20 protein-coding genes are annotated in these 25,527 nt (G+C 68.8%); 7 read left to right on the forward strand and 13 right to left on the reverse strand.

The window, feature by feature from the left end; all coding sequences use genetic code 11:
* Positions 1-80 precede the first annotated feature (80 nt).
* Positions 81-4,874 (reverse strand): ATP-dependent helicase, encoded by a 4,794-nt coding sequence (locus C0R07_RS15085; protein WP_102789319.1) that lies wholly within the window; start codon positions 4,872-4,874, stop codon positions 81-83.
* A 249-nt stretch (positions 4,875-5,123) separates the two neighbouring features.
* Between C0R07_RS15085 and C0R07_RS15090 the strand changes: the two genes are divergently transcribed.
* Positions 5,124-6,911, forward strand: coding sequence for an FAD-dependent oxidoreductase (locus tag C0R07_RS15090; protein WP_102789320.1), 1,788 nt, complete (start codon positions 5,124-5,126; stop codon positions 6,909-6,911).
* An 18-nt stretch (positions 6,912-6,929) separates the two neighbouring features.
* Here C0R07_RS15090 and C0R07_RS15095 read toward each other — a convergent pair whose 3' ends face one another.
* Together C0R07_RS15095 and C0R07_RS15100 are read right to left on the reverse strand one after the other, a co-directional pair.
* Complete coding sequence (locus tag C0R07_RS15095; protein ID WP_102789321.1) at positions 6,930-8,120, reverse strand: pyridoxal phosphate-dependent aminotransferase; 1,191 nt, start codon at positions 8,118-8,120, stop codon at positions 6,930-6,932.
* Positions 8,117-10,792, reverse strand: a complete 2,676-nt coding sequence (locus C0R07_RS15100; protein ID WP_102789322.1) for a TonB-dependent receptor plug domain-containing protein — start codon at positions 10,790-10,792, stop codon at positions 8,117-8,119. The genes C0R07_RS15095 and C0R07_RS15100 overlap by 4 nt, the downstream gene beginning before the upstream one ends.
* Positions 10,793-11,213: 421 nt before the next feature.
* Here C0R07_RS15100 and C0R07_RS15105 point away from each other — a divergent pair, with 421 nt between their 5' ends.
* The 6 genes from C0R07_RS15105 to C0R07_RS19930 all read left to right on the forward strand — a co-directional run bounded on the left by C0R07_RS15105 (position 11,214) and on the right by C0R07_RS19930 (position 16,307).
* Entirely contained in the window at positions 11,214-13,106 is a 1,893-nt protein-coding gene (locus C0R07_RS15105) for a DUF885 domain-containing protein (RefSeq protein ID WP_167390383.1), read from the forward strand.
* Positions 13,107-13,261: 155 nt separating this feature from the next.
* Positions 13,262-14,044 (forward strand): DUF2092 domain-containing protein, encoded by a 783-nt coding sequence (locus tag C0R07_RS15110; protein WP_102789324.1) that lies wholly within the window; start codon positions 13,262-13,264, stop codon positions 14,042-14,044.
* Positions 14,045-14,517: 473 nt separating this feature from the next.
* Positions 14,518-14,685, forward strand: a complete 168-nt coding sequence (locus C0R07_RS20055) for a DUF6515 family protein (protein ID WP_217350029.1) — start codon at positions 14,518-14,520, stop codon at positions 14,683-14,685.
* Positions 14,682-15,500 carry a hypothetical protein gene (locus tag C0R07_RS15120; protein WP_070470742.1) on the forward strand — a complete coding sequence of 273 codons (819 nt, stop codon included), beginning with the start codon at positions 14,682-14,684 and terminating at the stop codon, positions 15,498-15,500. Before C0R07_RS20055 ends, C0R07_RS15120 begins: the two co-directional genes overlap by 4 nt.
* A gap of 11 nt (positions 15,501-15,511) precedes the next feature.
* Positions 15,512-16,108: a YSC84-related protein gene (locus C0R07_RS15125; RefSeq protein WP_167390384.1), complete on the forward strand. Its 597-nt coding sequence runs from the start codon at positions 15,512-15,514 to the stop codon at positions 16,106-16,108.
* A gap of 22 nt (positions 16,109-16,130) precedes the next feature.
* Complete coding sequence (locus C0R07_RS19930; protein ID WP_167390385.1) at positions 16,131-16,307, forward strand: hypothetical protein; 177 nt, start codon at positions 16,131-16,133, stop codon at positions 16,305-16,307.
* Between the two features lie 75 nt (positions 16,308-16,382).
* Here the strand turns inward: C0R07_RS19930 and C0R07_RS15130 are convergent, their stop codons facing one another.
* From C0R07_RS15130 to C0R07_RS15175, 10 genes are all read right to left on the reverse strand, one after another.
* Positions 16,383-18,680, reverse strand: a complete 2,298-nt coding sequence (locus tag C0R07_RS15130) for a patatin-like phospholipase family protein (protein ID WP_254427868.1) — start codon at positions 18,678-18,680, stop codon at positions 16,383-16,385.
* Complete coding sequence (locus C0R07_RS15135) at positions 18,671-19,864, reverse strand: BamA/TamA family outer membrane protein (RefSeq protein WP_102789328.1); 1,194 nt, start codon at positions 19,862-19,864, stop codon at positions 18,671-18,673. The genes C0R07_RS15130 and C0R07_RS15135 overlap by 10 nt, the downstream gene beginning before the upstream one ends.
* Positions 19,865-19,973: 109 nt before the next feature.
* Positions 19,974-20,522 (reverse strand): DUF4136 domain-containing protein, encoded by a 549-nt coding sequence (locus C0R07_RS15140; RefSeq protein WP_070470735.1) that lies wholly within the window; start codon positions 20,520-20,522, stop codon positions 19,974-19,976.
* Between the two features lie 156 nt (positions 20,523-20,678).
* Entirely contained in the window at positions 20,679-21,188 is a 510-nt protein-coding gene (locus C0R07_RS20170; protein ID WP_254427869.1) for a hypothetical protein, read from the reverse strand.
* A gap of 1 nt (position 21,189) precedes the next feature.
* Positions 21,190-22,008 carry a DUF2092 domain-containing protein gene (locus C0R07_RS15150; RefSeq protein ID WP_070470732.1) on the reverse strand — a complete coding sequence of 273 codons (819 nt, stop codon included), beginning with the start codon at positions 22,006-22,008 and terminating at the stop codon, positions 21,190-21,192.
* Between the two features lie 52 nt (positions 22,009-22,060).
* Entirely contained in the window at positions 22,061-23,047 is a 987-nt protein-coding gene (locus tag C0R07_RS15155; protein WP_102789329.1) for a SphA family protein, read from the reverse strand.
* A 43-nt stretch (positions 23,048-23,090) separates the two neighbouring features.
* Entirely contained in the window at positions 23,091-23,468 is a 378-nt protein-coding gene (locus C0R07_RS15160; RefSeq protein ID WP_070470728.1) for a DUF1622 domain-containing protein, read from the reverse strand.
* 42 nt (positions 23,469-23,510) lie between these two features.
* A complete protein-coding gene (locus C0R07_RS15165; RefSeq protein ID WP_070470726.1) occupies positions 23,511-24,437 on the reverse strand; it encodes a formylglycine-generating enzyme family protein in 927 nt (308 codons plus the stop codon).
* The gene (locus tag C0R07_RS15170) at positions 24,434-24,973 is read right to left on the reverse strand and encodes a YidH family protein (RefSeq protein WP_254427870.1); all 540 of its coding nucleotides are present in this window, start codon (positions 24,971-24,973) and stop codon (positions 24,434-24,436) included. Before C0R07_RS15170 ends, C0R07_RS15165 begins: the two co-directional genes overlap by 4 nt.
* A complete protein-coding gene (locus C0R07_RS15175; protein WP_102789331.1) occupies positions 24,970-25,374 on the reverse strand; it encodes a hypothetical protein in 405 nt (134 codons plus the stop codon). The genes C0R07_RS15170 and C0R07_RS15175 overlap by 4 nt, the downstream gene beginning before the upstream one ends.
* Positions 25,375-25,527: the final 153 nt, after the last annotated feature.

Here is a 25,527-nt window from a genome sequence, read left to right on the forward strand (position 1 = left end):
GCTCAATAGTCCGTGTCGGTCATCGTCGCGGCCAGCGTGTTTCTACTTAGACGGCGTCAGTAAGTCTTCGCCTCCCCCGCTCATCCCTCCCAGCTGATGCCTTTTGGCGCACTGGAGAAACCGGCGCCCCGCAGCGCGTCCATCAGGCCGTCGCGTCGGGCCGGCGCAGCGTCGATCAGCTCCACGGTGAACGAGCTGCGCCGGCCCCGCCGCAGTGCGCTGGCCAGCGCCTGCGCCGCGGCAGCCGTCGTGCCTGCCAGGGACGGATCGTCCGCATCGAAGAACGTCAGCAGCTGGCGGCCCCCCTGGGCCAGGTACATCAGCAGCCGTCCACCGCCGATCACCACCACGGCACCGGCGCGGCGCACCGGCCGGACCGCCGAGCCGTGCACCGGCCAGGGCACCACGGTACCGAACGGGTTGGCCGGGTCCACCGCGGACAGCCCGATCGCCACCTCGCCAGCACCGGGCCGCAGGGCATCGGCGACGCCACGCAGTCGATCCACGATCAGGCGATCGGCGAACTGGGCCCCGCCCAGCCCTTCGACGAAGCGGCCGCGCAGCACCCGGCCTGCATCCTCCATGCCGCGATACACCTGTTGCAGCGCCGGGAAGCCGCCGGCGATCCCTTCGGCCATCGCGGCCCCGCGGGTCACGATGCCGTGCCGGTCCAGCAGCCCCTCGGCCAGCGCCACCGCGCGCGCCGTGTCGCTGATCGCCTCACGCTGCAACAGCGACCAGCGCCCGGCCAGCGCGGCTGCCGCAAAGCTGGCGATCACGGCCGGCGCTCCGTCGGCCAAGGGCATGTCGTGCATCGGGACGCCACGGACGCGTCGACCGCGCCGCGAGGCGCGCGCGACCCGCGGCCGCAGCGCGCGGCCCCCGACCATGCCGCGCAGCGGCGCCCACAGATCCGTGGTCAGGTACCCCGACCATGCCAGGCCCCACAAGGCGTCGTGCAGCTGCGCGGCGGTGATCTCCATGGGCGGGCTGCCGGCCCGCCCCCCGTGCGTGCCCACCGCGGTGACCAGCTGACGCGCGAAGTACGCGCCACCGTCGGCCAGCACCTGCAGCAGCGCATCCTGCAGCGGCGACAGCGCGGTTGCCACTGCAGGCGCGGGCAGCGTTTCTGCCGCGAATTCCTGCAGGTGCAGCGAGACCAGGCCGTCCTCCTCGCCGAGCCGCCCGTGCCCGGCCCACACCACGGTACCCGTGGCGAGCAGCGAATCGAGCATCGCCGGCGCGTAATCGACCACGCGCGCGGGCAGGATCTGCTGTTCCCACACCGACGCCGGCAGCGCCACGCCCGCCAGCAGTTCCACCACGCGCAGCACGCCGTCGATGCCTTCCAGCGCACCCGGCCCGCGGTGAGCGATGCCACGTGCAGCCTGTTCGGCATCGCTCAGCAGCCCATGCCTCTCCAGCAACAACAGGGCATAGGCGTCGCGCGCGACCGGCCGGGTCGCCTCGCGCGCGGCCTGCAGCGAGCGCACCCGCAACCGACGGAACACCGCCTCACCCACCCATTCGTGACGGGCCAGCGGCGCCGGCTCGGCGGCCGCGCCGACGGCCTCGGCATCGCGACGCGCCACACCGAAACGACCCTTGAGCAGCTTGCCCTGCGCTTCCAGCTGCGTGAGTGCCGCATCGGCCACGGCCACGCCCAATCCAAACGCGGCCGCCACCTCGGCCGTGGTGAACGGCGCATGGGTGCGCGCATATCGGCCCAGCAGCTCGCCCAGCGGGTCCGATGAGGCCTGCAGGAAGGGCTCGGGGATGCCGCGCCGGAGGGTGACCCCCAGCGCATCGCGCAGCCGCGCGGCATCTTCGATGGCCGCCCAGTGCAGGCGGCCGGCGATCTGGACCTGGATCGCACGCCGCTCAGCGGCGAGATCGTGCAGATGCCCGGCAGGTTCGTCATCGACCCGCCGCAGCGCCATCGCTTCATCGGTGAGCGGGCCCAGTTCCCGCAGCAGATCGGCCGCCCCTTCCTTGCCGCGCGCACGGCGGTCGGGCGCCAGGCGCTGCAACTCGTTGCCCACCTGCTCCACCACGGCCGCATCCAGCAGTTCGCCCAGATCGACCTGGCCGAGCAGATCGCCCAACAGGCCGCTGTCCAGTGACAGCACCGACGCACGGCGCTCGGCCAGCGGCACATCGGTGCCGTACATGAACTCGGCGACATAGCCGAACAGCAGGTTCGCCGCGAATGGCGACGGTACCTCGGTGGTGACATCGGCGATCGCCACGCGGCCGTCGGTGAGCCGCTGCATCAGCACGCCCAGCGCATCGAGATCGTAGACGTCCTGCAGGCACTCACGCGCGGTCTCGATCAGGATCGGGAACTCGGGATGGCCCTGCGCGATGGCCAGCAGTTCACCGGCGCGCAGGCGCTGCTGCCACAGCGGCGAGCGACGACCCGGCGTGCGCCGCGGCAGCAACAGCGCGCGTGCGGCACATTCGCGGAAGCGCGCAGCGAACAGGGCCGAGCCGACCACGGCGCGCGTGACGTCGCTGCGCAGACGCTCGGGCTCGAACAGGAACAGCTCCGCGCCCGGCAGGCGCCCCTGTGCGTCGGGCAGCCGCGCGATGATGCCGTCGTCGCTGGCGACCACTGCTGGATCCACGCCCCAGCGTTCGCGGATGCGCGCGGCCACCGCCAGCGCCCACGGATCGTGTACGCGCCGCCCATACGGCGAATGCAGCATCAGCCGCCAGTCACCGGCCTCATCGCGGCAGCGCTCCAGTACGAGCGTGCGATCGGTGGGCAGCACGCCGGTGGCCTCACGCTGTTCGGCCAGCAGGCCGGCGATGTTGGTGATCGCGTTGTCGGCCAATCCGCAGGCCTGCAGCCGCTCGCGCAGCCCGGCCGGCAGGCCCGCTTCCGCGGCACCGGCATCCAGCGCACCGATGAAGGCACCCACCGCCTCGCCCAGTTCGGCCGGGCGGCCCACGCCCTCACCGCGCCAGAACGGCAAGCGCGCCGAACGCCCCGGCGCGGGGGTCACCACGACCTGGTCATGGGTGATCTGCTCGATCCGCCACGAGGTGGCGCCCAAGGTGATCACATCGTTGACCCGTGATTCGTGGACCATCTCCTCATCGAGCTCACCGACCCGGCGCGACCCGGCACGCTCTTCGCCTTCCGGAAGCACGACACCGAACATGCCGCGGTCGGGGATGGTGCCCCCGCTGGTGACCGCCAGCTGTTTCGCGCCCGGCCGCGCGCTCAGTGCACCGGTGTCGCGGTTCCAGACCAGCCGCGGGCGGAAGCCGGCAAAATCATCGGAGGGATAACGTCCGGCCAGCATGTCCAGGGTGGCATCGAACGCGCTGCGCGGCAGCGAACGGTACGGCGCAGCGCGGCGTACGCGCGCATACCAGGCCTCCACGTCCAGTGTTTCCATCGCCGCGGCGGCCACTGTCTGCTGGGCCAGTACGTCCAGCGGGTTGCGCGGCGGATCGATCGCTTCGATCTCACCGGCCAGCATCCGCTCCACTGCCACGGACGCATCGATCAGGTCGCGCCGCGTGCGCGGGTAGACCAGGCCGGTGGAGATGCCCCCGACCTGATGGCTGGCCCGCCCCACCCGCTGCAGCGCGCTGGCGACCGAAGGCGGCGCGGCGACCTGGATCACCAGGTCGACCAGCCCCATGTCGATGCCCAGCTCCAGGCTGGAGGTCGCCACGACACAGCGCAGCTCGCCGGACTTGAGCGCCTGTTCGATCTCGCGGCGCTGTTCCTTGGAGACCGAACCATGGTGCGACCGGGCGATCAGCGCCTCCGCTCCGGCGGCCCGCCCGGCGGTGCCGCCGTTGAACGACCCGTAGTGCTCGGGGGCAGCCGCCGCCATCGAGGCACGCGCCGGGAGCTGGCCACGGGCGACACGGTCGGCATGCAGTTCATTCAACCGGGCAGTCAGCTTTTCGGCCACGCCCCGTGAGTTGGCGAACACAATCGTCGAACGTCGCGCCAGCACCTGGTCCAGGATGCTGGCCTCCACATGCGGCCAGATCGAGCCGGCCCGGCCGGCGGACGCGGGTGCATCGGCGACAGCGGGATGCGGCGGAATGTCGCCCATATCCTCGACCGGCACCACGATCCGGACCTCCAGCGCCCGCTGCGACGGCGGATGGACCACGGTGACCGGACGGTCGCCGCCGAGGAACCGCGCGACCTCCTCCACCGGGCGCACCGTGGCCGAGAGCCCGATGCGCTGCGCGGGCACCTGCAGCAGGGCATCCAGCCGCTCCAGGCTCAACGCCAGGTGGGTGCCGCGCTTGCTGCCGGCCACCGCGTGGATCTCATCGATGATCACGGTATGCACGTCGCGCAACGTCTCGCGCGCCTGTGAGGTGAGCATCAGGAACAGCGATTCGGGCGTGGTGATCAGGATGTCGGGCGGACGCCGCAGCAGTCGCGCCCGCTCTGCCGGGGTGGTGTCGCCGGTCCGGATCGCGACGGACAGGGTGACCGCCGGATCGCCACGCCGCGCACGTTCGGCGCTGACGCCCTGCAGGGGTATCTGCAGGTTGCGCTGGACATCGGCGCCGAGGGCCTTGATCGGCGAGAGATACAGCACACGGGTGCCGCGCTTCTTCGGCACCGACGCCTCCGGCTGCGCATCGCCCGGCTGCTCATCGCTGGGAGGCTCACCGCTGCGGAACAGCTGGTCGATCGCCTGCAGGAACGCGGCGAGGGTCTTGCCCGAGCCGGTCGGCGCGATGACCAGCGTGTGCTGGCCGGCGCTGATAGCCGCCCAGGCATGGTCCTGCACGGGCGTGGGCGCAGCGAAGGCTGCCGTGAACCAATCGCGCGTGGCCGGAGTGAAGGTGGCCAGTGCGCCGGGGGCGGGGTCGTTCGAGGTGGGCATGGATCCGGATGTCGTGGGACGCTCGCCCAGCGACGGCCGCGAGCGCAATGGAACCAGACTAGGGTATGCCGCGTCGGGCATCCGTCAATCGGCGCGGGACCGACGCGTCTCCGCCTGGCTCCACCCGCCCCTGAGCCCCCGCCACTCGTCCCTTCATCACCCACATCCGGCCCCAGGCCAAGGCCCGCGGGCCTCTGCGGGAACACACTCGCTGGCATCGACCACGCTGCCGCCGCAGGAACGACCCTCATGAAACGACGCGATTGCCTCAAAGCCGGGCTGACCCTCCCGCTGCTGCCGATGCTGCTCAAGGCCGGCCCTGCCTTCGCAGCGATGCGTTCGAGGGTCCGGCCGGGCGCTGCGGGGTGGCCCGCTGCCGCCGAGTGGGACCGATTGTCGCGTGCGGTCGGCGGTCGGCTGTCGGTGCCGCAGTCCCCCTTCCTCGCTGACGCCGCCACCCGGGCCGCCGCGCTGGAACAGCTGCAGAATCCATTCTTCCTCGGCGATGCGCCCGCGCTCACCCAGACCAGTGGTTACTTCGGCGCGTGGCGGTCAGTGCCCAGCGCGAAGATGGTGGCCGCCGCCAACAGCGCCGAGGTGGCCGCGGCGGTGAACTTCGCCCGCACCCACCGCCTGCGCCTGGTTGTCAAAGGAGGTGGGCACAGCTATCACGGCACCTCCTGCGCGCCGGATTCGCTGCTGGTCTGGACCCGCGCGATGAACCAGGTCGAGCTGCACGATGCCTTCCTCGCCCACAACGCCCGCCCGGGCACGGCGCCGCAGCCGGCAGTCAGCGTCGGCGCCGGGGCGATGTGGATCGATGCCTACGATGCGGTCACCACCCGCGGCGGGCGCTATGTCCAGGGCGGCGGCTGCACCTCGGTGGGCGTGACAGGCCTGGTCACCGGCGGCGGCTTCGGCAGTTTCTCCAAGGCGCATGGCACGGCCGCGGCCAGCCTGCTCGAAGCCGAGATCGTCACCGCCGACGGGCAGATCCGCACCGTCAACGCCGACAACGAGCCGGACCTGTACTGGGCCTTGAAGGGGGGCTGCGCGGCGAGTTTCGGGATCGTCACCCGGATGACGCTGCGCACCCATGACCTGCCCGATACCTTCGGCGGCGTCTCCTGCCAGATCCAGGCCAGCGACGACGCCAGCTGGCGGGCACTGGCGGCAGAGATGCTCCGCTTCTACCGCGACACGCTCTGCAACCCGCACTGGGGTGAGCAGTTCACCTTCAAGGACACGCGGCGGCTGTCGATCTCGATGGTGTTCCAGGGCATGTCGCGCGACGCCGCCGAAGCGACCTGGACGCCGTTCCTGGACTGGATCCGCGCCCGGCCGGCCTACACCATCACCGAACCCTTGCAGGCACTGGCGATGCCGGCCAGAGACTTCTGGGACGCGGACTTCTTCCGCCAGCACGCCCCTGCCCTCATCGCCGAGGACACCCGCGAAGGCGCCTCCTCCCGGCACATGCTGTGGAAGGGCGACCAGGGCCAGGTCGGCTGGTTCCTGCATGGCTACGCATCGGCCTGGCTGCCGTCGGGATTGTTGGACGATGCGCAGCGCGAGCAGGCGGCCGCCGCGATCTGTGCGGCCGCCGATCACATGGATGTCGGCCTGCATTGCAACAAGGGCCTGTTCGGTGCGCCGGCGGCGGCGCTGGCCGCCAGCCGCGACACGGCCACCCATCCGGCCGTGCTGGACGCCTTCGCGCTGGCGATCATCGGTAATGCCAGCGGGCCGGTGTATCCGGGCCTGGGGCGCACGGTGGATGAGCCCCGGGCACGCCGGGGCGCCTTGAACGTGGCGCGCGCCTACCGGGCCCTGAGCGTGGTGGCGCCCTCGGCCCCGGCCTATGTCTCGGAGAGCGACTACTTCCAGCAGGACTGGCAGCAGGCGTTCTGGGGGCCGAACTACCCACGGCTGCAGGCCGCCAAGCGCCGCTACGATCCGCAGGGCCTGTTCGTGATCCATCACGGCGTGGGCAGCGAGGACTGGAGCGCGGACGGCTTCGAGCGCATCGGCGGCTGATGGCGCGACGGGCAACGTCTACCCCGCCGCTCCACCCTGGGCCTTGCCCAGCTGGGCGAGCACGCTGCGCAACGCCAGCTGCGCACGCCGGTTTTCCGCCGGCGTGCCGAGGGTGATCCGTACCCAGGTGTCATACGGGGCGAACACCCGGGCGATGCGCACGCCCTGTTGCAGCAGCCCGGCGACGACTGCATGGGGATGCCCGGTATCGACGAACACGAAATTGCCGGCCGCTTCAGTCGAGCGCAGGCGCAGCCCGCTCAGGACCTGCTGCCAGTGCTGCCGCTCCGCCGCCACGCTGCGCCGGACCTGGGCCACGTGGGCGGGATCGGCGAGTGCCGCCGATGCAGCGGCCAGCGACAACTGGTTCTGCGCGTGCGCGCCGCCGACGCCGCGCTGGCGCAGTGCCTCGGCGAGCGCCACAGGCACCAGCGCATACCCGACCTGCAGCCCGGCCAGCGCATGGATCTTGCCCAGCGTGCGGAATACCACCACGTTCTGGCCCTGCCGCAGCAGCCGCACCGCGCTCAACGTGGCGGCATCCTCGCGGTAGTCGAGGTACGCCTCGTCGACGATCACCAGCGTGCGCGCCTGCGCGGCGCTCACGAAACGATCGAACTCGGCCCCGGGGCTCAGCGTGCCGGACGGGTTGTGCGGATTGACCACGAACAGCGCGCGGGTATCCGGCGCGATCACCGCCAGCAATGCGGGCAGATCATTCTCCAGCTGCGCGTTCAACGGCACTTCCACGGCCCGGCCGCCAAAGGGCCTGGCCGCATCCACCAGGGCGCCATACCCGGGCACGCTGTAGATGAAACCGCCCGCGCCCTGGCTCAGCGCAAGATGCTGGCCCAATGCTTCGAGCACTTCACCGACGATGACCTGTTCGGGCGCGACCCCTTCCAGCGTGGCGATCTGGCCCTGCAACGCCTGCAGCTGCGCGGCGCTGACATACCGCGGTGCCTCCGCCAGCGCACGCTGTACCGCGGGCCCGACCCGAGGTGACGGGCCGTAGCTGCTCTCATTGAGATCCAGCCGCAGCAGGTCCGTGGTGCGGCCGGCGGACGTCACGGCGGCCGGCGCGGGCGGCGCAGCGGATCCAGCGGCCGGCGCCAGCGCGACCGCTGCGGCACTGGTCAGCCCGGCACGCAGCCAGTGGCGGCGCTGCGGGTCGGCAGGCAGGTGGCCTGCAGTCGTCTTACGGGTCATTGGAAACGGGCCTCCAGGCGTGCGTAGTAGTAGGTGCCACTCCAACCGAACGGCGACAGCTCGCTGTACGGGAACACGCCAAAGGTATCCGCGCCGGAGACCTGCGGGGTGGTCGCGATGTTGCGCGTCGGATAGGTGTTGAACAGATTGTTCGCGCCCAGCACGACAGTGACCGTGTCGGTGGCGCGGAAGGCGATGTCCAGATCGGTGACCCAGCGCGCCTCCAGTTTCTGGATCACGTCGACATTGCCAGCACTACCCGCTTCGGTCGGCAGCGTAGGGAACCGGGTCGAACCCTGCGCAAAGGCGGCGACATTGGCCGCGCTCTGGTTGGTTGCCGCCACCCCTTCGATCTCACCGTAGCGGTGCGTGCCCAGGTGGATGCCCCAGCGGCCGACATCCCAGCCCAGCGCGACGGTCAGATTGTCGCGCGGCTGGCCTTTCTCCACGCGGGTGCGCTCGGTGACATCGAACAACGGCGTGCGCACGCCGAGCGCGGTGAGCTGCGCCGGGGTCGAGGCGACATGGGTCAGCTTGGTCTTGTTGCGGTTGTACGCGACGGTCGCGGTGAGCCTGCCATGGTCCGCCAGCTCCCAGCGGTAGCGCGCCGAGGCGTCCACGCCGGTGGTACGGGTATCGGCGGCGTTGCTGAAGTAGCGCACGCTGGTCACGCCCGGCGAGCCCAGCGCGGCCAGGTAGTCACGGATCGCGCTCGACCCGGCCGCATCAACGAAGTTGCTGGAGAGGAAGATCCGGTCGTCGATGTCGATCCGGTACACATCCACCGATGCGCTCAGCCCACCGATGCCCCAGGTGAGGCCCGCCGTGACATTGGTCGCCTGCTCCGGCTCCAGCGAGCGCGCCCCCAGGGCACGCGCTTCCACCGTATCCACCGGTGCGGTGCGCACCAGCACATACTCGGGCACCCCGGTCACCGCGTTGTTGAGCGTGCGGCTGCTGGTCGAACTGAAGTACTGCTGGGCCAAGGCCGGCGCATGGAAGCCGGTGCTGACCGAGGCCCGCACCGCCACCCCGCCGTCGAGCTGGTAGCGCAGGGCCAGCTTGCCATTGGTGGTGCTGCCGAAATCGCTGTAGTCCTCCCAGCGCCCGGCCAGCGAGACCAGGAAGCGATCGGTCACATCGGTTTCCGCTTCGGCGTAGGCCGAGACGTTGTGACGGTGATGGTTGCCGGCGTCCGCCGGCTGGATGCCCGCGAAGCCCTGCGAGCCGATCGTCGGCACCGCGCCGGCCGAGGGGCCATCAAGCACCCGCGCCGGCCCCCAAACGTATGAGTTCAGCTCACCGGGTGAAATGCCGTAGGTATCGCGGCGGAACTCTGCCCCGAGCGCCAGCCGCAGCGGTGCATGCCAGCCCAGCTCGATGCTGTTGTTGGCATCCAGATTGGTGGTCCACTGCGAGGCCTCCAGCGCACCGTTGTAGAACGCGGTGGGGCTGGCCGCACCCAGCGTGGCGTTGAGCGTGTTGCGGGTGCGGTAGACCAGCTTGTTGCGGCCGTAGACGCTGCTCAGGTCCCAGTGCCAGTCGCCGAGCAGACCTTTGATGCCTGCGCCGAGCGAGGCGTTGGTGCTCTGGGTATCGACCCACGGCAGGAACCCGTCCGGGTAGATCGCGCGCACGTTCTCGACCTGGCCGGCGCGGCGCAGGGAGGCGTTGGAACTGCCCTCGCTTACTCCGTAGCCGCCAAAGGCATACGCCTCCAATCCTTCAGCCCAGGCGAGCGGCTTGCGCAGGTTGCCGAACACGGTCTTTTCCACGGTGTCGGCCGAGTCGGCGAAGCGCCACAGGGCATCGCGGTCGATGGTGGCTTCGCGTGGGTCGGCCACGGCACCCGCCGCCGCGCCCCCGATCGGTGCCAGGCCGGTGCCGGAGCCGAAGGTGCCCGACGGCGCCACCGGCGCACCGTTGCGACCGATCCCGAAGTACTGCTGACGTGTATCGGGCAGGGCGCGGTTGGCGGCCTTGCGATCACGATAGTCCCAGGTGAGGTGCAGACCGCCGCCGTCGGCAAAGGCCACGCCGGTGTCCAGGGCGACGGCGGTGGTGCCACCGCCGCCATCGCGGGTGGTGCCGCGGCTGACCCGCCCTTCGAAGCCGGCATCCTCGCGCAGCACGATGTTGATCACCCCGGCAATGGCATCGGAACCGTACTGGGCTGACGCGCCATCACGCAGCACTTCGATCCGCTCGATCGCACTCACCGGGATCGCATTGAGATCGGTCGAGACCGCGCCTTTGCCCACCGTCCCGCCGGTATTCACCCATGCACTGGCATGCCGCCGCTTGCCGTTGACCAGCACCAGGGTCTGATCCGGCGACAGCCCGCGCAGCGTTGCCGACCGGATATGCGTGTTGCCGTCCGGTGTGGTCGGGTGCGGGAAGTTGAACGAGGGCAACAGCGACTGCAGGATCTGGCTGATATCGGTATAGCCGCTGCTGCGGATGTCCTGCGCGCCCAGCACATCGATCGGCACCGGCGATTCGAGCACGGTGCGGGCCTGGGTGCGGTTACCCAGGACGGTGAGCTGGTCGAGCTGGGTGACCGCGGGCGCACTTGCCGCGGTTTGAGCATGCACCGGAACGGCGGTGAACAGGCTGGCAAGCACGGCGACGGACAAGCGGCGACGTCGCAGCGCGGTGGTGCGAGGATTCATGACAACTCCGAAGAGATCGGGCATCACGCCCGAGGAAGACGATGGAACAGCGCAGGCGATACGTCAGCGGCGACATCGCCGTGGCAGATTCGAAGCAGGCAAGACACGTCCCCAGGTGACCCTGCCGGACATGTTGCAAACTTGTTGCAGAGCGTCAATCGGTGCGGACACGTGCATTCGCGCCGGGCTGCTCAGGTGGGTAACGAGCGCGGGGCAAGTCACTGATTTCATTCGGCGCGGCCAACGGCGTCGCACCGAGGTCCTTACTTCCGGGCATATCCAGATAGCCAACCGTGCGCGACCGGCAGTGCCTGTACCCTGCCCGCATCTGCCCGCCTGCGCAGACATGACAATCCGCAGGTGCAGCCGCACCCGTGCAGGCGTAGCCTGCCCGCAGCCTGCCGCCAACGGAGATCGCCCCGTGATTACGACCTCGCCTGCCCGCCGTGTTCCTGTCCTGCTCGCACTGGCCATCGCCGGCGCACTGCTGCTGCCGCGAGCCGACGCACATGCGCAGGCCCCGTCCACGGCGAGCACACCGGCCACCCCCTCGTTCAATGCCCTGCTCGATGCGCAGACGATGGCCGCGATCAACGCCGATCCGGAACTGCGCACGATGCTCGGCATCAGCGACGATGCCGGCGGTGATCTATCCGGCCAGCTGACCGACGTCTCGCTGGCCCGGCGCGCGATCAACCGCCGCTTTCTTGTCGACAACCTGGCGCAGATCCGTGCCTGGAAAGGTGCACCGCTGGATCCGCAGCAACGCCTCAGCGACGGCCTGGCGCGCTGGTTCTACCAGACCCAGATCGATCTGATGGCCGTGCCATGGGCCGCGGCCTGGTTGCCGGTCGGCGGCAGCACCTACGCGATCGACCAGTTGTTCAGCCTGCCGGTCAACCTGCCGCAGTTCATGGACAACCAGCATGCGGTGACCGACGACACCAGCGCCCGCCGCTACATTGAACGGCTCCAGGCGATGGGTACCAAGCTGGACCAGGTCCGCGCCAACGTCGACATGCAGGCCCAACAGGGCGTGGTGCCGCCGGCGGTTGCGCTGGAAGGGGCGGCCAACCAGTACCGTGCCCTGCTGAAACCGGCGCCGCAGGACAGCCTGTGGGTGCAGTCGTTGCAGCGCAAGCTGGACAAGGTCCCGTCCATCCCGGCGGCCCGGCGCGCTGAACTGATCGCGCAGGCCACCGCTGCGGTGCGAGACGCGGTGAACCCGGGGTATCAACGCCTGCTCGACAACGTGCAGGCCACGCTGGCGACCCATCCCGGCAACAACGGTGTGTGGGCACTGCCCGAGGGCAAGGCCTACTACGATGCCGCGCTGCGCTGGTATACCAGCACCGACCTGGATGCCGATGCGATCCACCAGATCGGCCTGCGCGAAGTGGCGCGGCTGGACACGGCGATGGATGACCGCCTGAAGCAGCTGGACCTGCGCGAGGGCAGCGTGGCCGCCCGCATCGAACAGCTACGCAAGGACCCGCGCTACCTGTATGAGGACAGCGACGCCGGCCGCAGGCAGCTGATCGGCGACATCGAACAGCGCCTGCGTGATCTTGATCCGATCCTGCCGACCTACTTCGGCCATCTGCCGACGCAGGAGCTGCTGGTTCAACCGGTACCCGCGCACATGCAGGCCACTTCGCCCGGCGGCTACTATTACCCACCGGCGATGGACGGCTCGCGGCCGGGCACCTTCTTCATCAACCTGGGCGATATCACCTCCAATACGCGCTGGAGCATTCCCACCCTCACCTATCACGAGGGCTCGCCGGGGCATCATTTCCAGATCTCGATCGGCCAGACCCTGACCGCGCTGCCGATGCTCCGCCGCAGTCTCAATCCCAGCGCCTTCAGCGAAGGCTGGGCACTGTATGCCGAACAGCTGATGGCCGAGACCGGCGTGTACCGCGACGACCCCGCCGGTGATCTGGGCCGCCTGCAGGCCGAGATGTTCCGCTCGGTGCGGCTGGTGGTCGACACCGGCCTGCATCGCAAACGATGGACCCCCGGGCAGGCCATCGCCTACATGCAGGACAAGACCGGCATGACCCCGGCGGATGTGCGCATCGAGGTCTACCGCTACCTGGTGCAGCCCGGTCAGGCCGCCTCCTACAAGATGGGCCAACTGCGGCTGCTGGAACTGCGCGAGCAGGCACGCCGGGAGCTGGGCGACCGCTTCGACATCCGTGCGTTCCACGACCTGATCCTGGGCAACGGCGCCATGCCGATGACGGTGGTCAGCCAGGCCGTGGACGCCTGGATCGCCGCCGGCGGACCGGCCTCCACCCGGACACCATGACGCCCCTGCACAGGTGCCGGCCGCTGGCCGGTGCCTGCGTATAAATACCTAGCGTCTTACCGTGTAACTCCGGTTGTCCGTCGCGTGGGCGGTGCGCAGAGTGTCAGCAGGGTCGGCCCGTCGCGCGCCCCACTGACGACACTCTGGAGACTGTCATGCCGCGCACCTCATCGGGCCTGCTGTTGGCGCTGGTCCTGATCGGACCCCTGCTCCTGCTTCCTCCTCCGCTGGCGGCGCAGCCCGCGGCGGCCAGCGTTGATGCCCAGGCCGTACAGGCACTCACCCGCATGGGCGCAGCCCTGCGCGCGCTGCCGCACTTCACCCTCAACGCCACCACCAGCACCGAGTACGTGCTCGATGATGGCCAGAAGATCGCCCTGCCGGGCACCGTCGCGTATCGCGTGCTGGGACCGGACCACTTCTTCGTGGAGATACAGAGCGAGGACCAGCACCGCCAGCTGTTCTACGACGGCAAGGCGCTGACGATCTACTCGCCGCGGCTCAAGTACTACGCCACGCTGGATGGCCTGAACAAGAGCAGCCAGGCGCTGTTGACCGAATCGGCGACGACGTATGGCATCGAGTTGCCGCTGGCGGATCTGTTCCTGTGGGGCACGCCGGCGTTTCCGACCGATCAGCTGCAGTCCGCGCTGCGCATCGGCAGCGCCCGCATCGGTGGCGAGGCAACCCAGCACTACGCCTTCCGGCAACCCGGGGTGGATTGGCAGGTCTGGATTTCCGACGCGACCCACCTGCCCCGCCAGCTGGCGATCACCAGCCATAGCGACCCCGCGTTGCCGACCTACCAGGCCACGTTGAACTGGGATACGCGGCGCGCGGTGACCGCCAGGGAGTTGGCGTTCGATCCCAAGGGCGCGACGAAGATCGTGTTCGTACCGGTCGCGCTGGCCGTACAGACCACTGACGGGGAGAACTGAGCATGGACCGTTCCGCTTGCCTGCGCGCCACGCTGGCCCCGGCCTTGATGACCCTGATGCTCGGCGCCGCGCTGCTGCCTGCCGACGCCGACGCGCGCCCCGGGCTGCGCGGCTTTGCCCATTCCTCGATCGCCCATGCCGGCGGCTTCGGCGGCGGCGGTCTGCCTCATGGAGGCGGCGGGTTCGCGCCGCACCCGCCGGGGCCTGGCCCCGCCCCGCATCCCGGTCCGGGCCCGCGCCCGGAGCCCGGCCCGCATCCTGGCCCAGGTCCCGGTCCCCACCCTGCTCCGGGGCCGGGTCCCGGCCCGGGACCTCATCCTCCAGGTCCTGGACCAGGCCCAGGCCCTGGCCCTGGACCTGGACCTGGACCCGGCCCTGGCCCCGGGCCGCATCCGCCCGGGCCACCCCCTCCGCCGCCCCCGCCGCCGTACTGGGACCATCCGTTCTGGGACGCCGCCGCGTTCACCGCAGGCGTGGCCGTCACGTCGGCCGTGATCGGCTCGGTGGTGTACTCCTTGCCGGTGGACTGCAGCACGGTCGTCGTCAATGGCATCGGCTACCAGCAGTGCGACAACGCCTGGTATCAGCCGCGCTATGCGGGCACGACGGTGCAGTACATCGTCGTGGATGCGCCGCGATGAGGTGTCGGCGGCATCGGGCCTGGCTGGCGCTGCTCGCCCTGCTGGGTGCCGCGCCCCTCGCCGCGCAGCAGGCGCCGGCCGGATCGGCGTCCTCCGACGACATCGCACGCAAGCTGGCCGATCCCGGTGCGGCGCTGATCTCCGTGCCGTTCCAGTACAACTACCAAGGCTCGGTCGGGCCTGGCGGCGACGCGCACAACCAGCAGTTGAAGATCCAGCCGGTGATTCCGTTCGTCGGCGACAGCGGCAAGTTCATCCTGCGCCCTATCCTGCCGCTGAGCTGGAACCAGTTTCCGCAGGACAAACACGGCACCGGCGATCTGTTCGTGCAGGGGTATTACATCCCCAAGACCGCGGCGGAAGCGCATGGCACCGAATTCGGCTACGGCTTCGCCGCGCTGCTGGACACCGCTTCGCACGACAGTCTGGGCACGGGCAAGTACTCGCTCGGCCCGGCCTTCATCCTGGTCCACAAGACCAAGGCGTGGACCGTCGGCGCACTGGCCAACCATGTCTGGTCCGTTGCCGGCGATGACGACCGCGAGGATGTCAGCAGCACCAGCGTGCAGCCGTTCGTGACCCGCAACCTGCCCGATGGCTGGTCACTCAGTGTCACCTCGGAAACCAATTACAACTGGAAGGCGGCCAGCGGCGATGCCTGGACGGTACCGCTGGGTGCCACCGTCTCCAAAGTGCTCAGGCTCGGGCATACCCCGATCAGCATCGGTGTCGGCGGCTTCTACAACGTGGACCGGCCGCAGTACGCCAGTCGCTGGACCGGCCGGTTGATCGTGACGCTGGTCTTTCCCGAATGAGGCTGCTTCCCATGGACCGTTCTCTTCTTGTCGGCACCGCCCTGATCCTGCTGGGCGTGGCCCCCCTCGGCTGCAGCACCTCCACGCCCGCACGCAGTGACGCACCGCCCTCCACCGAAAAGATCGAGGCGCAGAACCAGGCGCGTACCGCCACCGCCGCGGTGCTCTCGCGGTTGTATGCCGCGCAGCCCGGTGCACGCCAGGCCGTGGAGCAATCGGCGGGTTACGCGGTCTTCCGCAGCTTCGGGGTCAAGGTATTGATTGCCGGCGGCGGCGGCGGGCATGGTGTGGCCATCGACAACCGCAGCGGCCGCGAGACCTTCATGCGCATGGTCGAGGTCCAGGCGGGCCTGGGCTTTGGCGCCAAGACCTTCGACCTGGTCTGGGTCTTCAAGACGCCAGAGGCGTACCAGGACTTCATCACCCGCGGCATCGAGATCGGCGGCCAGGCAACGTTGGCAGCGAAGGTGGACAAGGCCGGCGGTGGACTCACCGGCGCGGTGCAGATTTCCGAGAACGTCTGGGTGTACCAGATGACCGAAAGCGGCCTGGCGGCGGAGCTGACCGTCAAAGGCACCCGCTACTACCCCGACAAGACATTGAACTGAGCCGGCAGGCCAAGGAGTTCCCATGCATGGCCATCCGCTGGTCTGGATCGTCAGCCTGTTCGTGCTGCCCCTGGTGGCGGCGCTGGTGCTGAGCCTGTTCGTCCGCCACCGCGGCATCAGTGCCAATGCGGTGCTGGCCTGGTTCGTGATCGTGTGCTGGTGCGGGGCGCTCGGGGTAATTCTCTCGCAGGTGTGGTGACCCGCGCTGCCGGCCAGCGGCCGGCACTAGCCAGACAGGCGAGCACCCCACGGTAGTGCCGGCCGCTGGCCGGCATCACAGCGATTGCCCCAGCTCGATGAAGAGCACGTTCTCGCCGCCTTCGCGGAATCCCATGCCGAAGATCAGCGGGCCGACCCACGAATCGAAGCCGAGGAATACGCTGCCGTTCCAGATGCCGTCGCTCAGTGACATGTCGCTGCGCCGCTGCCAGGCATTGCCGTACTCCACCGTGCCCCCGACCTGCGCCGAGCGGCCCAACAGCTTGCCCAGCTCATAGGTATAGCCGGCGAACCCGAGCGCATAGTCCTGGCCAGTCAACTGGTTGTGCTGGAACCCGGCCAGCCGCCAGCGCCCACCGAGGCGGTAGAGGTTCTGCACCGGCGCCGTGCCCGACGCGGTCACGTGATAGCGCAGCCCCAGCTGCAGCGCATGCTTGCCAAACGATCTGGCGGCCACGACATCCAGATCGATCTGGCCGAAGCGGGCATCTGCGCCGAGGCTCGGGCTGGACTGGTACGTCCCCGCCGTGACGAGATAGCCATCGCGCGGGAAGTACACGCTGTCGATATCGTCCAGGGTCGCCTGCGCGATCCACGCGCCCTCGTCGAAGTTCACCCGCGGAATGGTGGGGTCGCCCACTTCCACCTCCGCATTGCCGGTATACCGCTGCACGCCGACCGACAGCGCCAGCACATTGGACACATTGCGGAACACGGCCAGCGTCGCACCGGTACGACGCACGCGATAGCGCGCGATCTTGTCGCCGGCATCGTCGTAGAGATTGAAGCTGCGGGTCTGGAACCCGCCGCCCGCCTGGAAGGCGTAACGATCGTGCAGATCGAACGGATGATAGTACTGGCCGGTCAGACCCGGCTCGCTGCCGATCTGCAGGGCGATACGCGCTTCGGCACCGTAGGGCGACAGCGGCGAGAACAGCAGGCCGGCGCGCAGGTTGCTTTCGTGGTTGCCTTCCAGATCGTTGCTCAGGCTGAGCCCGGCTTCCAGGTACACCGGTCCGTTGGGCTTGGCATACGCGGACACCACCACGCCGGTGCGTCCGTCACGCTCCTTGACCTCATAGTTGATGCTGGCCAGCGTTCCCATGCCGTAGGCGCGCAGTACACCGGCCTGCATCGCCTCGATATCCAGCGGCGCGCCGACGTGGACCGGGAGATAGGACAGCAGCAGCGCATCGGCATAGCCGGTGTGGTTGTCGACCTCGACAAAGTCGATGGTGGCCGGTGCCACCGGATGCGTGCGACCGGCACGCTGGGCGGCCAGTCGGGTGTACTCCTGCGGCGCCTGCGCGAACGCCTGCAGCGCCGGCGCGGCCTGGTCGGCGGCGAGCTGGCCGATCCGCAACGCCTCGGGCGCCTTGTCGAAATCGCCGGTGGCCACCTTGCCGGTCAGATCGGGCGAGATCAGCAGATCCTGCGCGCCCAGACTGTCCAGTTGTGCCTGCGCGCTGCGGGTGGTCAGGAAGCCGCTCAGCTGGCTGATCACATCCACCAGGCTGGCGTCGCGATCCAGCGCGCTCAAGGGCGTGCCGACGTCCACCGCGATGACCCGGTCGGCCCCCATCGCGCGCACCACGTCGATCGGCACCTGGTTGGACAGGCCGCCATCAAGCAGCACGTGCCCGTCGATCACCACCGGCCGGAAGATGCCCGGCAAGGACATGCTCGCGCGCATCGCCATCGGCAGGCTGCCTTCGGCCAGCACCACCGGCATGCCGGTATTGATATCGGTGGCGACCGCCCGGAACGGGATCGGCAGGTCATCGAAGCGGCCATTGACCCGGCCGCCGCCGGTGGCGCGCTCGAACAGGGCGATCAGCTTTTCGCCCTCGGAGACCCCCCCGGCCAGTGCCACCGCCTTGCCCTCGCCGCCGAGCCCGATGCCGATCGGTGCCAGTTGTGCGTAATCGTCGGCCTTGCGCCGCAGCGAGCGCTCACGACGTGGCAGGGTGTCGGTGAACAGGCTCAGCCATTCGGTGCTCAGCACCAGCTGCTCGATCTGCTCGGGCGTGGAGCCGGACGCGTACAAGGCACCGACCAGCGCGCCAGCACTGGTGCCGGCGATGCAGTCCACCGGAATATGCAGCGCCTCCAGCTGCTTGAGGATGCGCACGTGTGCGATACCGCGTGCGCCGCCGCCGCCCAGCGCCAGCCCGATCCGTGGCCGGGTGTCACCCGGGCCGCGCACGCCGCAGTGGTCTGCCTGGCCTGCGGGCGCGGCAGCGACCACCGGTTCGGCAGCCTGCAGCGGCGACAGGGCACCACTGGCGCACAGCCACGCCACTGCGAGCGCCAAGGCGCGCGACGCCGGGTGCCCGGGGCGTTTCAGCGCCACGCGCTGCCGACCTGGATGTAGAACGTGTCGTCTTCCGGGCCCCACGCATAGTCCACGCCGACATGCATGCCCAGCTGGCGGGCGATCAGATAGCGCACGCCGGCGCCTTTCGACACCTGGCTGGCGCCGTCGCTGAAACTGTTCTGCCGGCCCCAAGTGCGCCCCGCACCAACGAAGCCGATCAGCGCCCAGCGCTGGGTCATGTTCCAGCGCAGCTCGCTCTCCAGTACCGCAGCCCGCGTGTCCTGGTAACGCGCCGAGCCGATGCCGCGCAGGTCGATGTAGGGCAGTCGATAGAACGGAATGTCACCGTTGGCCCAGCGGGCATCCGCGCGCGCACCGAGCACGAAATGCCTGCCCATCGGCCAGTAACTGTAGGCATGCCCGCGATAGCTCTGGAAACTGGCATCGCTGCCGATCCCCGGCAGATACGCGTTGCCTTCGATCATGCCAAGCCAGCCGCTGGAAGGCGTGAACGGGTTGTCGCGCGAATCGTACTCCAGCGACAGGCCCAGCCCGGAGCTGCGCTTGGACAGTTCGTGTGGCTGGAAACGATCGCGGTCGGAGGCGACATCGAAGCCGATATCCAGATCCATGTAGATCCAGGCCAGGCCGACATAGAGATTGCGGTCACCCAGGCGCCGGAAGCCCTGCTGGAAGGACATCAGGCCGTCCATGTTGTAGTCGATCTTCTGCGCGGGCAGCACCGTGCCGGGCGTATAGAAGCCCAGGTTGAACGACGCTTTGGCCACGCCGCCGCGGTAGCGCCAACGGTCATCGTCGAAGTGCAGCGAGGCGCCCACGCCATACGCTTCGCTGCCGTTGGAGGTGCGCATGGCCCCACCGCCGTAGATGTCCGGCGTAACCATCTTCGGGGCACCGTCCTCGCCCGTCGCCCCCGAGGACGGTGGGCGGTGGAAGAACGCCAGCGCCACGCCACCGCCGTTGCCGACGGCCGGATCGGTGACGATGATCGGAACCGGCAGAAAGCCGCGGTGCTCCAGCAACCAGCGCGACATGTCGAACCGGCCGTCTTCGGCGTCACGGAACAGGGACGCCCGTGGCGCCGGAGCGGCCGCGGGCGCCGGCGCAGGCGATGGAGCGGCGGGCTGCTGGGCAATCGCGGCGCAGGGCGTGAGCACGCCCAACAGCGAGAGCAGGCGTACGGCATGGCCGATCGACACGGGGGCACCTCGGGGATGGGAAGCCAAGTGCGCGGGCCCGTGCCGGTGGGAGGGAACAGCCCGGCGCGGGCCCACGCGGTTGAACGCATCTCAGGCCGTGCCGCAGTGATCAGCGTGCGGCGGTCGTGCCCGGCGGGAACGCAGCAAACAGCTTGTCCAGGCCGGCTTCCACCGCCGCGTTGACCTTGTCCGGCGAGGTCGGCACGGTGCCGCTGGCGGTGCCGCGCCAGACCGCCTGCTTGGTCTTGGCGTCGAACATATCCACGACCAGCGTGCCGACGTCATAGGTGTGCACCGTGGTGGTGGCATTACCCATGGCCATCCCGCCACCCCAGCCGCCGCCACGCCAGCCCCAGCCGCCCATGCCCGTCCCGGAGTAGAACGTATCCAGGGTCTGCTTCTGGCCGGTGGCGATATGCGCCGCCAGGGCGATGTCGCCGTTGGGCGCTTCGCGCAGGCCCTTGGCCTGCAGGCGCGCGTTGATGCCGTCGATGATGCGTTGCTGCACCAACGGCGAGCTCGCCTGGGGTTTCATCGCCCAGGTGTAGGTCTTGTAGGAGGCGAAACTGGCTGACGGATCGAAGTCGGTCTTGACGGTCGGAGTGGATGCACAGGCGACCAGAGAAGTCGCCAGGACGGCGATGGCAAAGGCTTTCATGACGCGAGTCTCCAAAGGCGGGATGGAAAGACGCGCTGCGGTCGCAGCCGTCCTGGGGCGGGCCGTGGTGGCCAGTGGTTCCAGCCCCACGGTAGTGCACTGCCGGCCACGCGTAATGCGCATAACTACGGTAGAGAGGCGGGAAAAACTACCGAGTCAACGCGGCGGATTGATCACCACGTATTGCACGGTGGTCCCGGCATAGCGCGGCTCATACCAGACATTGCCGCACTGCTGGTAGGCCATGCCGTTGATCACCGTGGTCACGCAGCTGGGCGGAACCGAATTGACGATCGAACCGATCACCGCCGAGGTCACGGCCACGCCCGCCGTCACCGCTGCAGCGGTGGCGAAGGGATGATCGTCCCAGTGGTTCCAGTGGTCGTCGTGGTAGTTCACATCCACATTGACGTTGCGGTTCACGTTGCGATTGACGGTGCGGTTGCTGTCGATGTTGCGGTTGATGTTGGCCCCGCGGTTCACGTTGCCGCCCTGCGGGCGCTGCACCGGGCGGTTGATGCTGGTATGCGCACTGGCGCGCGCGCCACCGCCATGGAAGCCGCTGCGCTGCGCGCTCGCCGGTGCGGACACGGCCAGCAACACCATCAGCAGCATGCCCGCCGCCAGGGAGGAGGCCACGAAAAAGCGGTTGATCACGATACGCATGTCAGTTCTCCTGCCCAGCATCGGTGACGACCACCGCGACCGGCACCAGCTTGATGCGGGCCGCATCGGCCGGCGGCGTGAACTGGAAGGCGGTCGCGGGCACGGCGCTGCGCGTGTCCCAGCGCAGGTGGGCGCGATACTGCGGCAGCGCCGGATCATCCAGTGAGGTGATCACCAGCTTCTTCGGCAATGCGGTGGCCTTGCTGACCCACAGCTGCCAGTCCACGCCATCCTGCTTGAACGCGTACTGCTCGATCGCCTCGCCGTCCACCGTGCCACCGCCGATGTGCAGCGCGCCACGGATGGCGGTTTTGGGCGCCTTGTCGGTGCCCCACAGGAACATGTCGGCCAGCGGCATGTCGATGCCATAGCGGGCGGCGGCATCGTCCACCAGTTCGCCCAGCGTACTGGTCAGTCCGTCCACCTGGGCGTAGTACTTCAGGCGCGGCGAATACAGCGACAACGCCTTGCCGTCGTAGAACAGCTGGCGCAGCTGGCGATCGCTGCGCAGCTCCAGGAACAGCTGGTTCGGGGCGCGCACCTTGTAGGTCACCACACCATCCAGCTCCACCTTCTGGCCGTCCTCCAGCACGATCTCGGTGCTGGCATCGGAGGTCAGCGAGAACTGCTTGAGCGCACGCAGCGCAGCGCCCATGCGGTCCAGAGCGGCCAACGCCTCGGGATCGCGCTCGGGCGCGTCGGCCGGTGCAGCCGGGGGGGAGACGGGAGTGGCAACACGGGTGGCGCCGTGCGCGACGGGCGCCAGCGCCGCCAGCATCAGGCAGGCCGACCACGCAACCGGGGGAATGGCAGAGGACATGACCGTTACTCCATGGCACGGTAAACAGGTGGCCGCCGTCAGGCGACCGGGATCAGAAGCCGCCGCTGATCGACAGACTCCACGGGTCGCCTTCGAAGCGGTTCTTGACGCTGAATTCGCCGACATAGCGGAACGACACATCCACATGCTCGCCGCCGGACCATTTCTTGCCGTAGGTCAGCACCGGGCCGATACCAAACGAGCGGCCTTTGAAGCCCCCCAGGCGGTCGGCGGTGTCGCCCTTGTCGTCCTGCAACTGCTGGATCCAGCCACCGGCCGCCCCGAACCCCCAGCCACTGGCGGTGCGCTTGACCAGCAGCGCATCGGCCCGTGCGACCACGCCGTTCTTGTAGTCGGTATCGTCGTTGCGGGTGTACCAGTCGGTGGCGCCCAGCACACTGAATTCCAGCGTGCCCTTCTGGAACACGTGCGTGTAGCCCACGCTGGGCGAGAACGTCCAGATGTTCATGCCTGGATTGGCCAGCCGGTTCGGGTCGTACTTGGCGGTGGGCGCATATACGTATACGCCGAAGGAAAGGTGCTGCACCTCGCTGATGTGGAACCCGGCGATCACCGGGGCGAAGTACACGTCGAACAGATTGGAGGCATGGTCCTTGGTCTGGAAACGGTTGCCCAGTGGGCCTGCCAGGTTGGCGGTGACCTCGGCATCGATGTACGGCACGGTCAGCATCGAGGCGAAATTCCAACGCCCGGCCTGGGTCGGCCATACGTACACCCCGGTGGCAGCGGTCAGGTTCACGTCGGCCTCCAGGCCCAACGAGATCTGCCCGGCGATGGGCGCGGGGCGGTCGCCGCTGATCTTGCCGTTGTAGCGGATGTAGCTCAGCGACCACTGCATGCCCGGCTCGGGCGGGATGACGCCGGCGTAGGAGGTGATCTGCATGCCGGTGATCGAGCGACCCAGCGCGCCTTCAGTGGCTGCGACGGGAGCGCTGCCCAGCGCCAGCAGTCCGCCCAGGCACAGGGCCAGCGGGCCGCGCGGCCGGGGCCGGGGCGTGGTGGGTGCAGGGGTGTTCATGGCATCGGCCTCCGGGGCGGAAGGGGAATCGCAGTGCGCGGGATCAGGACGGGTCCGGCGTGGGCCGCGGTGCGTGCTGCCGCTCGCGCACCTCCTCGATGTCGCGCTCCAGGAAATAGTTCAGGAAGGTCCGGATCACCGCGATCACGGCCAGTTGACCAATCGCATCCCAGTCGGTGTAGATCGAGGATTCGATGATGTCCGCCGCCAGCTGCATGGTCAGCCCGGCCACCAGCCAGCGGCCATACGCCAGCCACACCGCGCGCCGCTCCACGTTGGTCGGGTGGCCGCGCAGCGCCAGCCGCAGCGCCTGCACGAACACCACCGCCGTGGCCAGCGCGATCAGCACCAGTGCCATCGCATCGATGATGACCACGACCGGCTCGGTGACGGCGATCAGCCATGCCTTCAGAGGCGTCATGCGGGATGCTCCGGTATCGCACCTGGCGGTGGCAGAGGCGGCTCATCCCCGCTCCACGCAACGAAAGCCAAGGTGACAGGTGGAGGTGTCGATCGGCTGCGCCATCCGGGCCGCCGGCCGGTAGCGCCGGCAGTAGTTGGGCGCACACAGGTGCGAGCCGCCCTTCATGACCCGGCGCGGGATCGCACTGCGGTCGCGCGGGTCGTGGCTGCCTTCGCGCGCGCCGCCACGGGGGTTGTCGATCGCGCAGCACGGCCTGCTCTGCAGCTGGTCGTGCTGCTGGTACCAGTCGCGGGTCCATTCCCAGACGTTGCCGATCATGTCGTACAGCCCGTATCCGTTGGGCGGATAGCTGCCGACCGGTGACGTCCAGCGGTGGCCGTCCTCATCCAGGCTCTGCCAGGGAAATTCGCCCTGCCAGGTATTGGCCTGGTGGCGGCCGCCGGGAATGAGGGTGTCGCCCCAGGCGAACTCACCCCTCTCCTGGCCGCCACGCGCTGCGAATTCCCACTCGGCCTCGGTCGGCAGGTCCTTCTCCATCCACCGGGCATAGGCCAGCGCATCGGCGAAGGTGACGTGGACCACCGGGTGATCCTCCAGGCCTTGCAGGCTGGACAGCGGACCCCGCGGATGCCGCCAGTCTGCCCCGGGAATGTAGTGCCACCAGTTGTGTGTGTTGCCCATGTCCACCGGGTGCGGAGGCTGCACGAACACCACCGAGGCCGGCTGCAGCAGCGCCGGGTCCGCACCGGGATAGTCGCGCGGATCGGCTGACTGCTCGGCTGCGGTGACGTGGCCAGTGGCCTGGATGAAGCGGGCGAACTCCCGGTTGGTCACCGGGTAGCGATCGATCCGGAACCGCCCTACCCGCGCCTTGTGCGCCGGGCGTTCTTCAGGATAGTGATCGTTGGAGCCCATGCTGAAGACCCCGCCAGCCAGCTCGATCATGCTATCGGCCACGACGCTCATGCGAACGGCGCCACGTTGAAGGTCATGCTGACGATCGCCAGCAGGCCAAGCAGCCACAGCAGGCCGGCGGTGATCAGGGTCAGCGAGATCGGGTAGTGACTCTCCCCGTGGATCAGGCCTTCGCGGATCATCTCCTCGCGCTCGGCACGCAGGCCCTGCATGTAGCGGATGTGGTAGAGGATGCCGAGAGTCAGCAGCACCATGCCGAGGCCGACCAGCGCGATGCCGAAGTTGCGTGGCGCATGCGGACGCAGGCCGACGCCGGGCACCTCCAGCATGTGGCCGAAGAACTGATAGATGGTGAAACCGAAGCCGATCAGCGACAGCGCCGTGCGGATGATCGACATCAGCGTACGGTCCGCGCTCATGCGCGTGCGCTGGAATGACATCCCGGTGCGCCGCGAGGAGAGCTCCATCGAGGTGGCATCGGCACCCCCCAGCAGCGTTTTGGCCTGCTCGATGGTGAGCGCACGCTCGGTCAGCTGCTCGCGAGGGTCCTGGGCACTCATCGGCTGGTCGTCTCGTGAGGGGGTCATTTGCGGTGCAGGAAGTAGCTGGCGATGCGGGTAATCGGTCCGCGCAGGATCAGATACGGCAGGAAGCCGAGCACGACCGCGATGACGAAGGCTTCCACCAGATACTTGAACGCGCCGAACATGCGGAACTGGTAGATCACATCCATGCCGACCCCCAGCAGAAGAATGCGGGCGGTTGCGGTGACCCCTTCGCGCCAGGCGACCAGCCGGTCACCAGCAGAGCTGTGCGCCATCAGCCAGGCATAGGGCGCCTTGCCCGCCTTGGCATCCTTGATGCCATCGATCAACGCCGCGATCAGCGCCATCGTCGGCTGCAGGAAGAAGCGGAAGGTCATGGGGCCATCCGCGCGATCGATCATGTCGGTCCAGAAGCGCGTCAGAATATCGATCACCAGGAGCATGGGCGGGATCCTTGCGTCAGGCCTCCAGCTTGGGCGCCGCCCGGTAGCCACACAATCGAGTTGTTACTGCAACCTCTCCAGTATTTTTACTGCGTCCAACGCGTGGAAAGGCAGCGCTATGCTCAGCGATATCGCGTCCGCTGCCCGCTGCAG

Source organism: Stenotrophomonas bentonitica (assembly GCF_002887735.1).
GTDB classification, from domain to species: Bacteria; Pseudomonadota; Gammaproteobacteria; order Xanthomonadales; family Xanthomonadaceae; genus Stenotrophomonas; species Stenotrophomonas bentonitica_A.

What these genes read in the sequence shown, in the direction of transcription:
- C0R07_RS15085 (WP_102789319.1), bottom strand. Translation starts at nt 4,874, where the DNA reads ATGCCCACCTCGAACGACCCCGCCCCCGGCGCACTGGCCACCTTCACT.
- C0R07_RS15120 (WP_070470742.1), top strand. Translation starts at nt 14,682, where the DNA reads ATGAGGTGTCGGCGGCATCGGGCCTGGCTGGCGCTGCTCGCCCTGCTG.
- C0R07_RS15110 (WP_102789324.1), top strand. Translation starts at nt 13,262, where the DNA reads ATGCCGCGCACCTCATCGGGCCTGCTGTTGGCGCTGGTCCTGATCGGA.
- C0R07_RS15165 (WP_070470726.1), bottom strand. Translation starts at nt 24,437, where the DNA reads ATGAGCGTCGTGGCCGATAGCATGATCGAGCTGGCTGGCGGGGTCTTC.
- C0R07_RS15160 (WP_070470728.1), bottom strand. Translation starts at nt 23,468, where the DNA reads ATGACGCCTCTGAAGGCATGGCTGATCGCCGTCACCGAGCCGGTCGTG.
- C0R07_RS15125 (WP_167390384.1), top strand. Translation starts at nt 15,512, where the DNA reads ATGGACCGTTCTCTTCTTGTCGGCACCGCCCTGATCCTGCTGGGCGTG.
- C0R07_RS15155 (WP_102789329.1), bottom strand. Translation starts at nt 23,047, where the DNA reads ATGAACACCCCTGCACCCACCACGCCCCGGCCCCGGCCGCGCGGCCCG.
- C0R07_RS15090 (WP_102789320.1), top strand. Translation starts at nt 5,124, where the DNA reads ATGAAACGACGCGATTGCCTCAAAGCCGGGCTGACCCTCCCGCTGCTG.
- C0R07_RS15140 (WP_070470735.1), bottom strand. Translation starts at nt 20,522, where the DNA reads ATGAAAGCCTTTGCCATCGCCGTCCTGGCGACTTCTCTGGTCGCCTGT.
- C0R07_RS19930 (WP_167390385.1), top strand. Translation starts at nt 16,131, where the DNA reads ATGCATGGCCATCCGCTGGTCTGGATCGTCAGCCTGTTCGTGCTGCCC.
- C0R07_RS15150 (WP_070470732.1), bottom strand. Translation starts at nt 22,008, where the DNA reads ATGTCCTCTGCCATTCCCCCGGTTGCGTGGTCGGCCTGCCTGATGCTG.
- C0R07_RS15100 (WP_102789322.1), bottom strand. Translation starts at nt 10,792, where the DNA reads ATGAATCCTCGCACCACCGCGCTGCGACGTCGCCGCTTGTCCGTCGCC.
- C0R07_RS15175 (WP_102789331.1), bottom strand. Translation starts at nt 25,374, where the DNA reads ATGCTCCTGGTGATCGATATTCTGACGCGCTTCTGGACCGACATGATC.
- C0R07_RS20170 (WP_254427869.1), bottom strand. Translation starts at nt 21,188, where the DNA reads ATGCGTATCGTGATCAACCGCTTTTTCGTGGCCTCCTCCCTGGCGGCG.
- C0R07_RS15095 (WP_102789321.1), bottom strand. Translation starts at nt 8,120, where the DNA reads ATGACCCGTAAGACGACTGCAGGCCACCTGCCTGCCGACCCGCAGCGC.
- C0R07_RS15170 (WP_254427870.1), bottom strand. Translation starts at nt 24,973, where the DNA reads ATGACCCCCTCACGAGACGACCAGCCGATGAGTGCCCAGGACCCTCGC.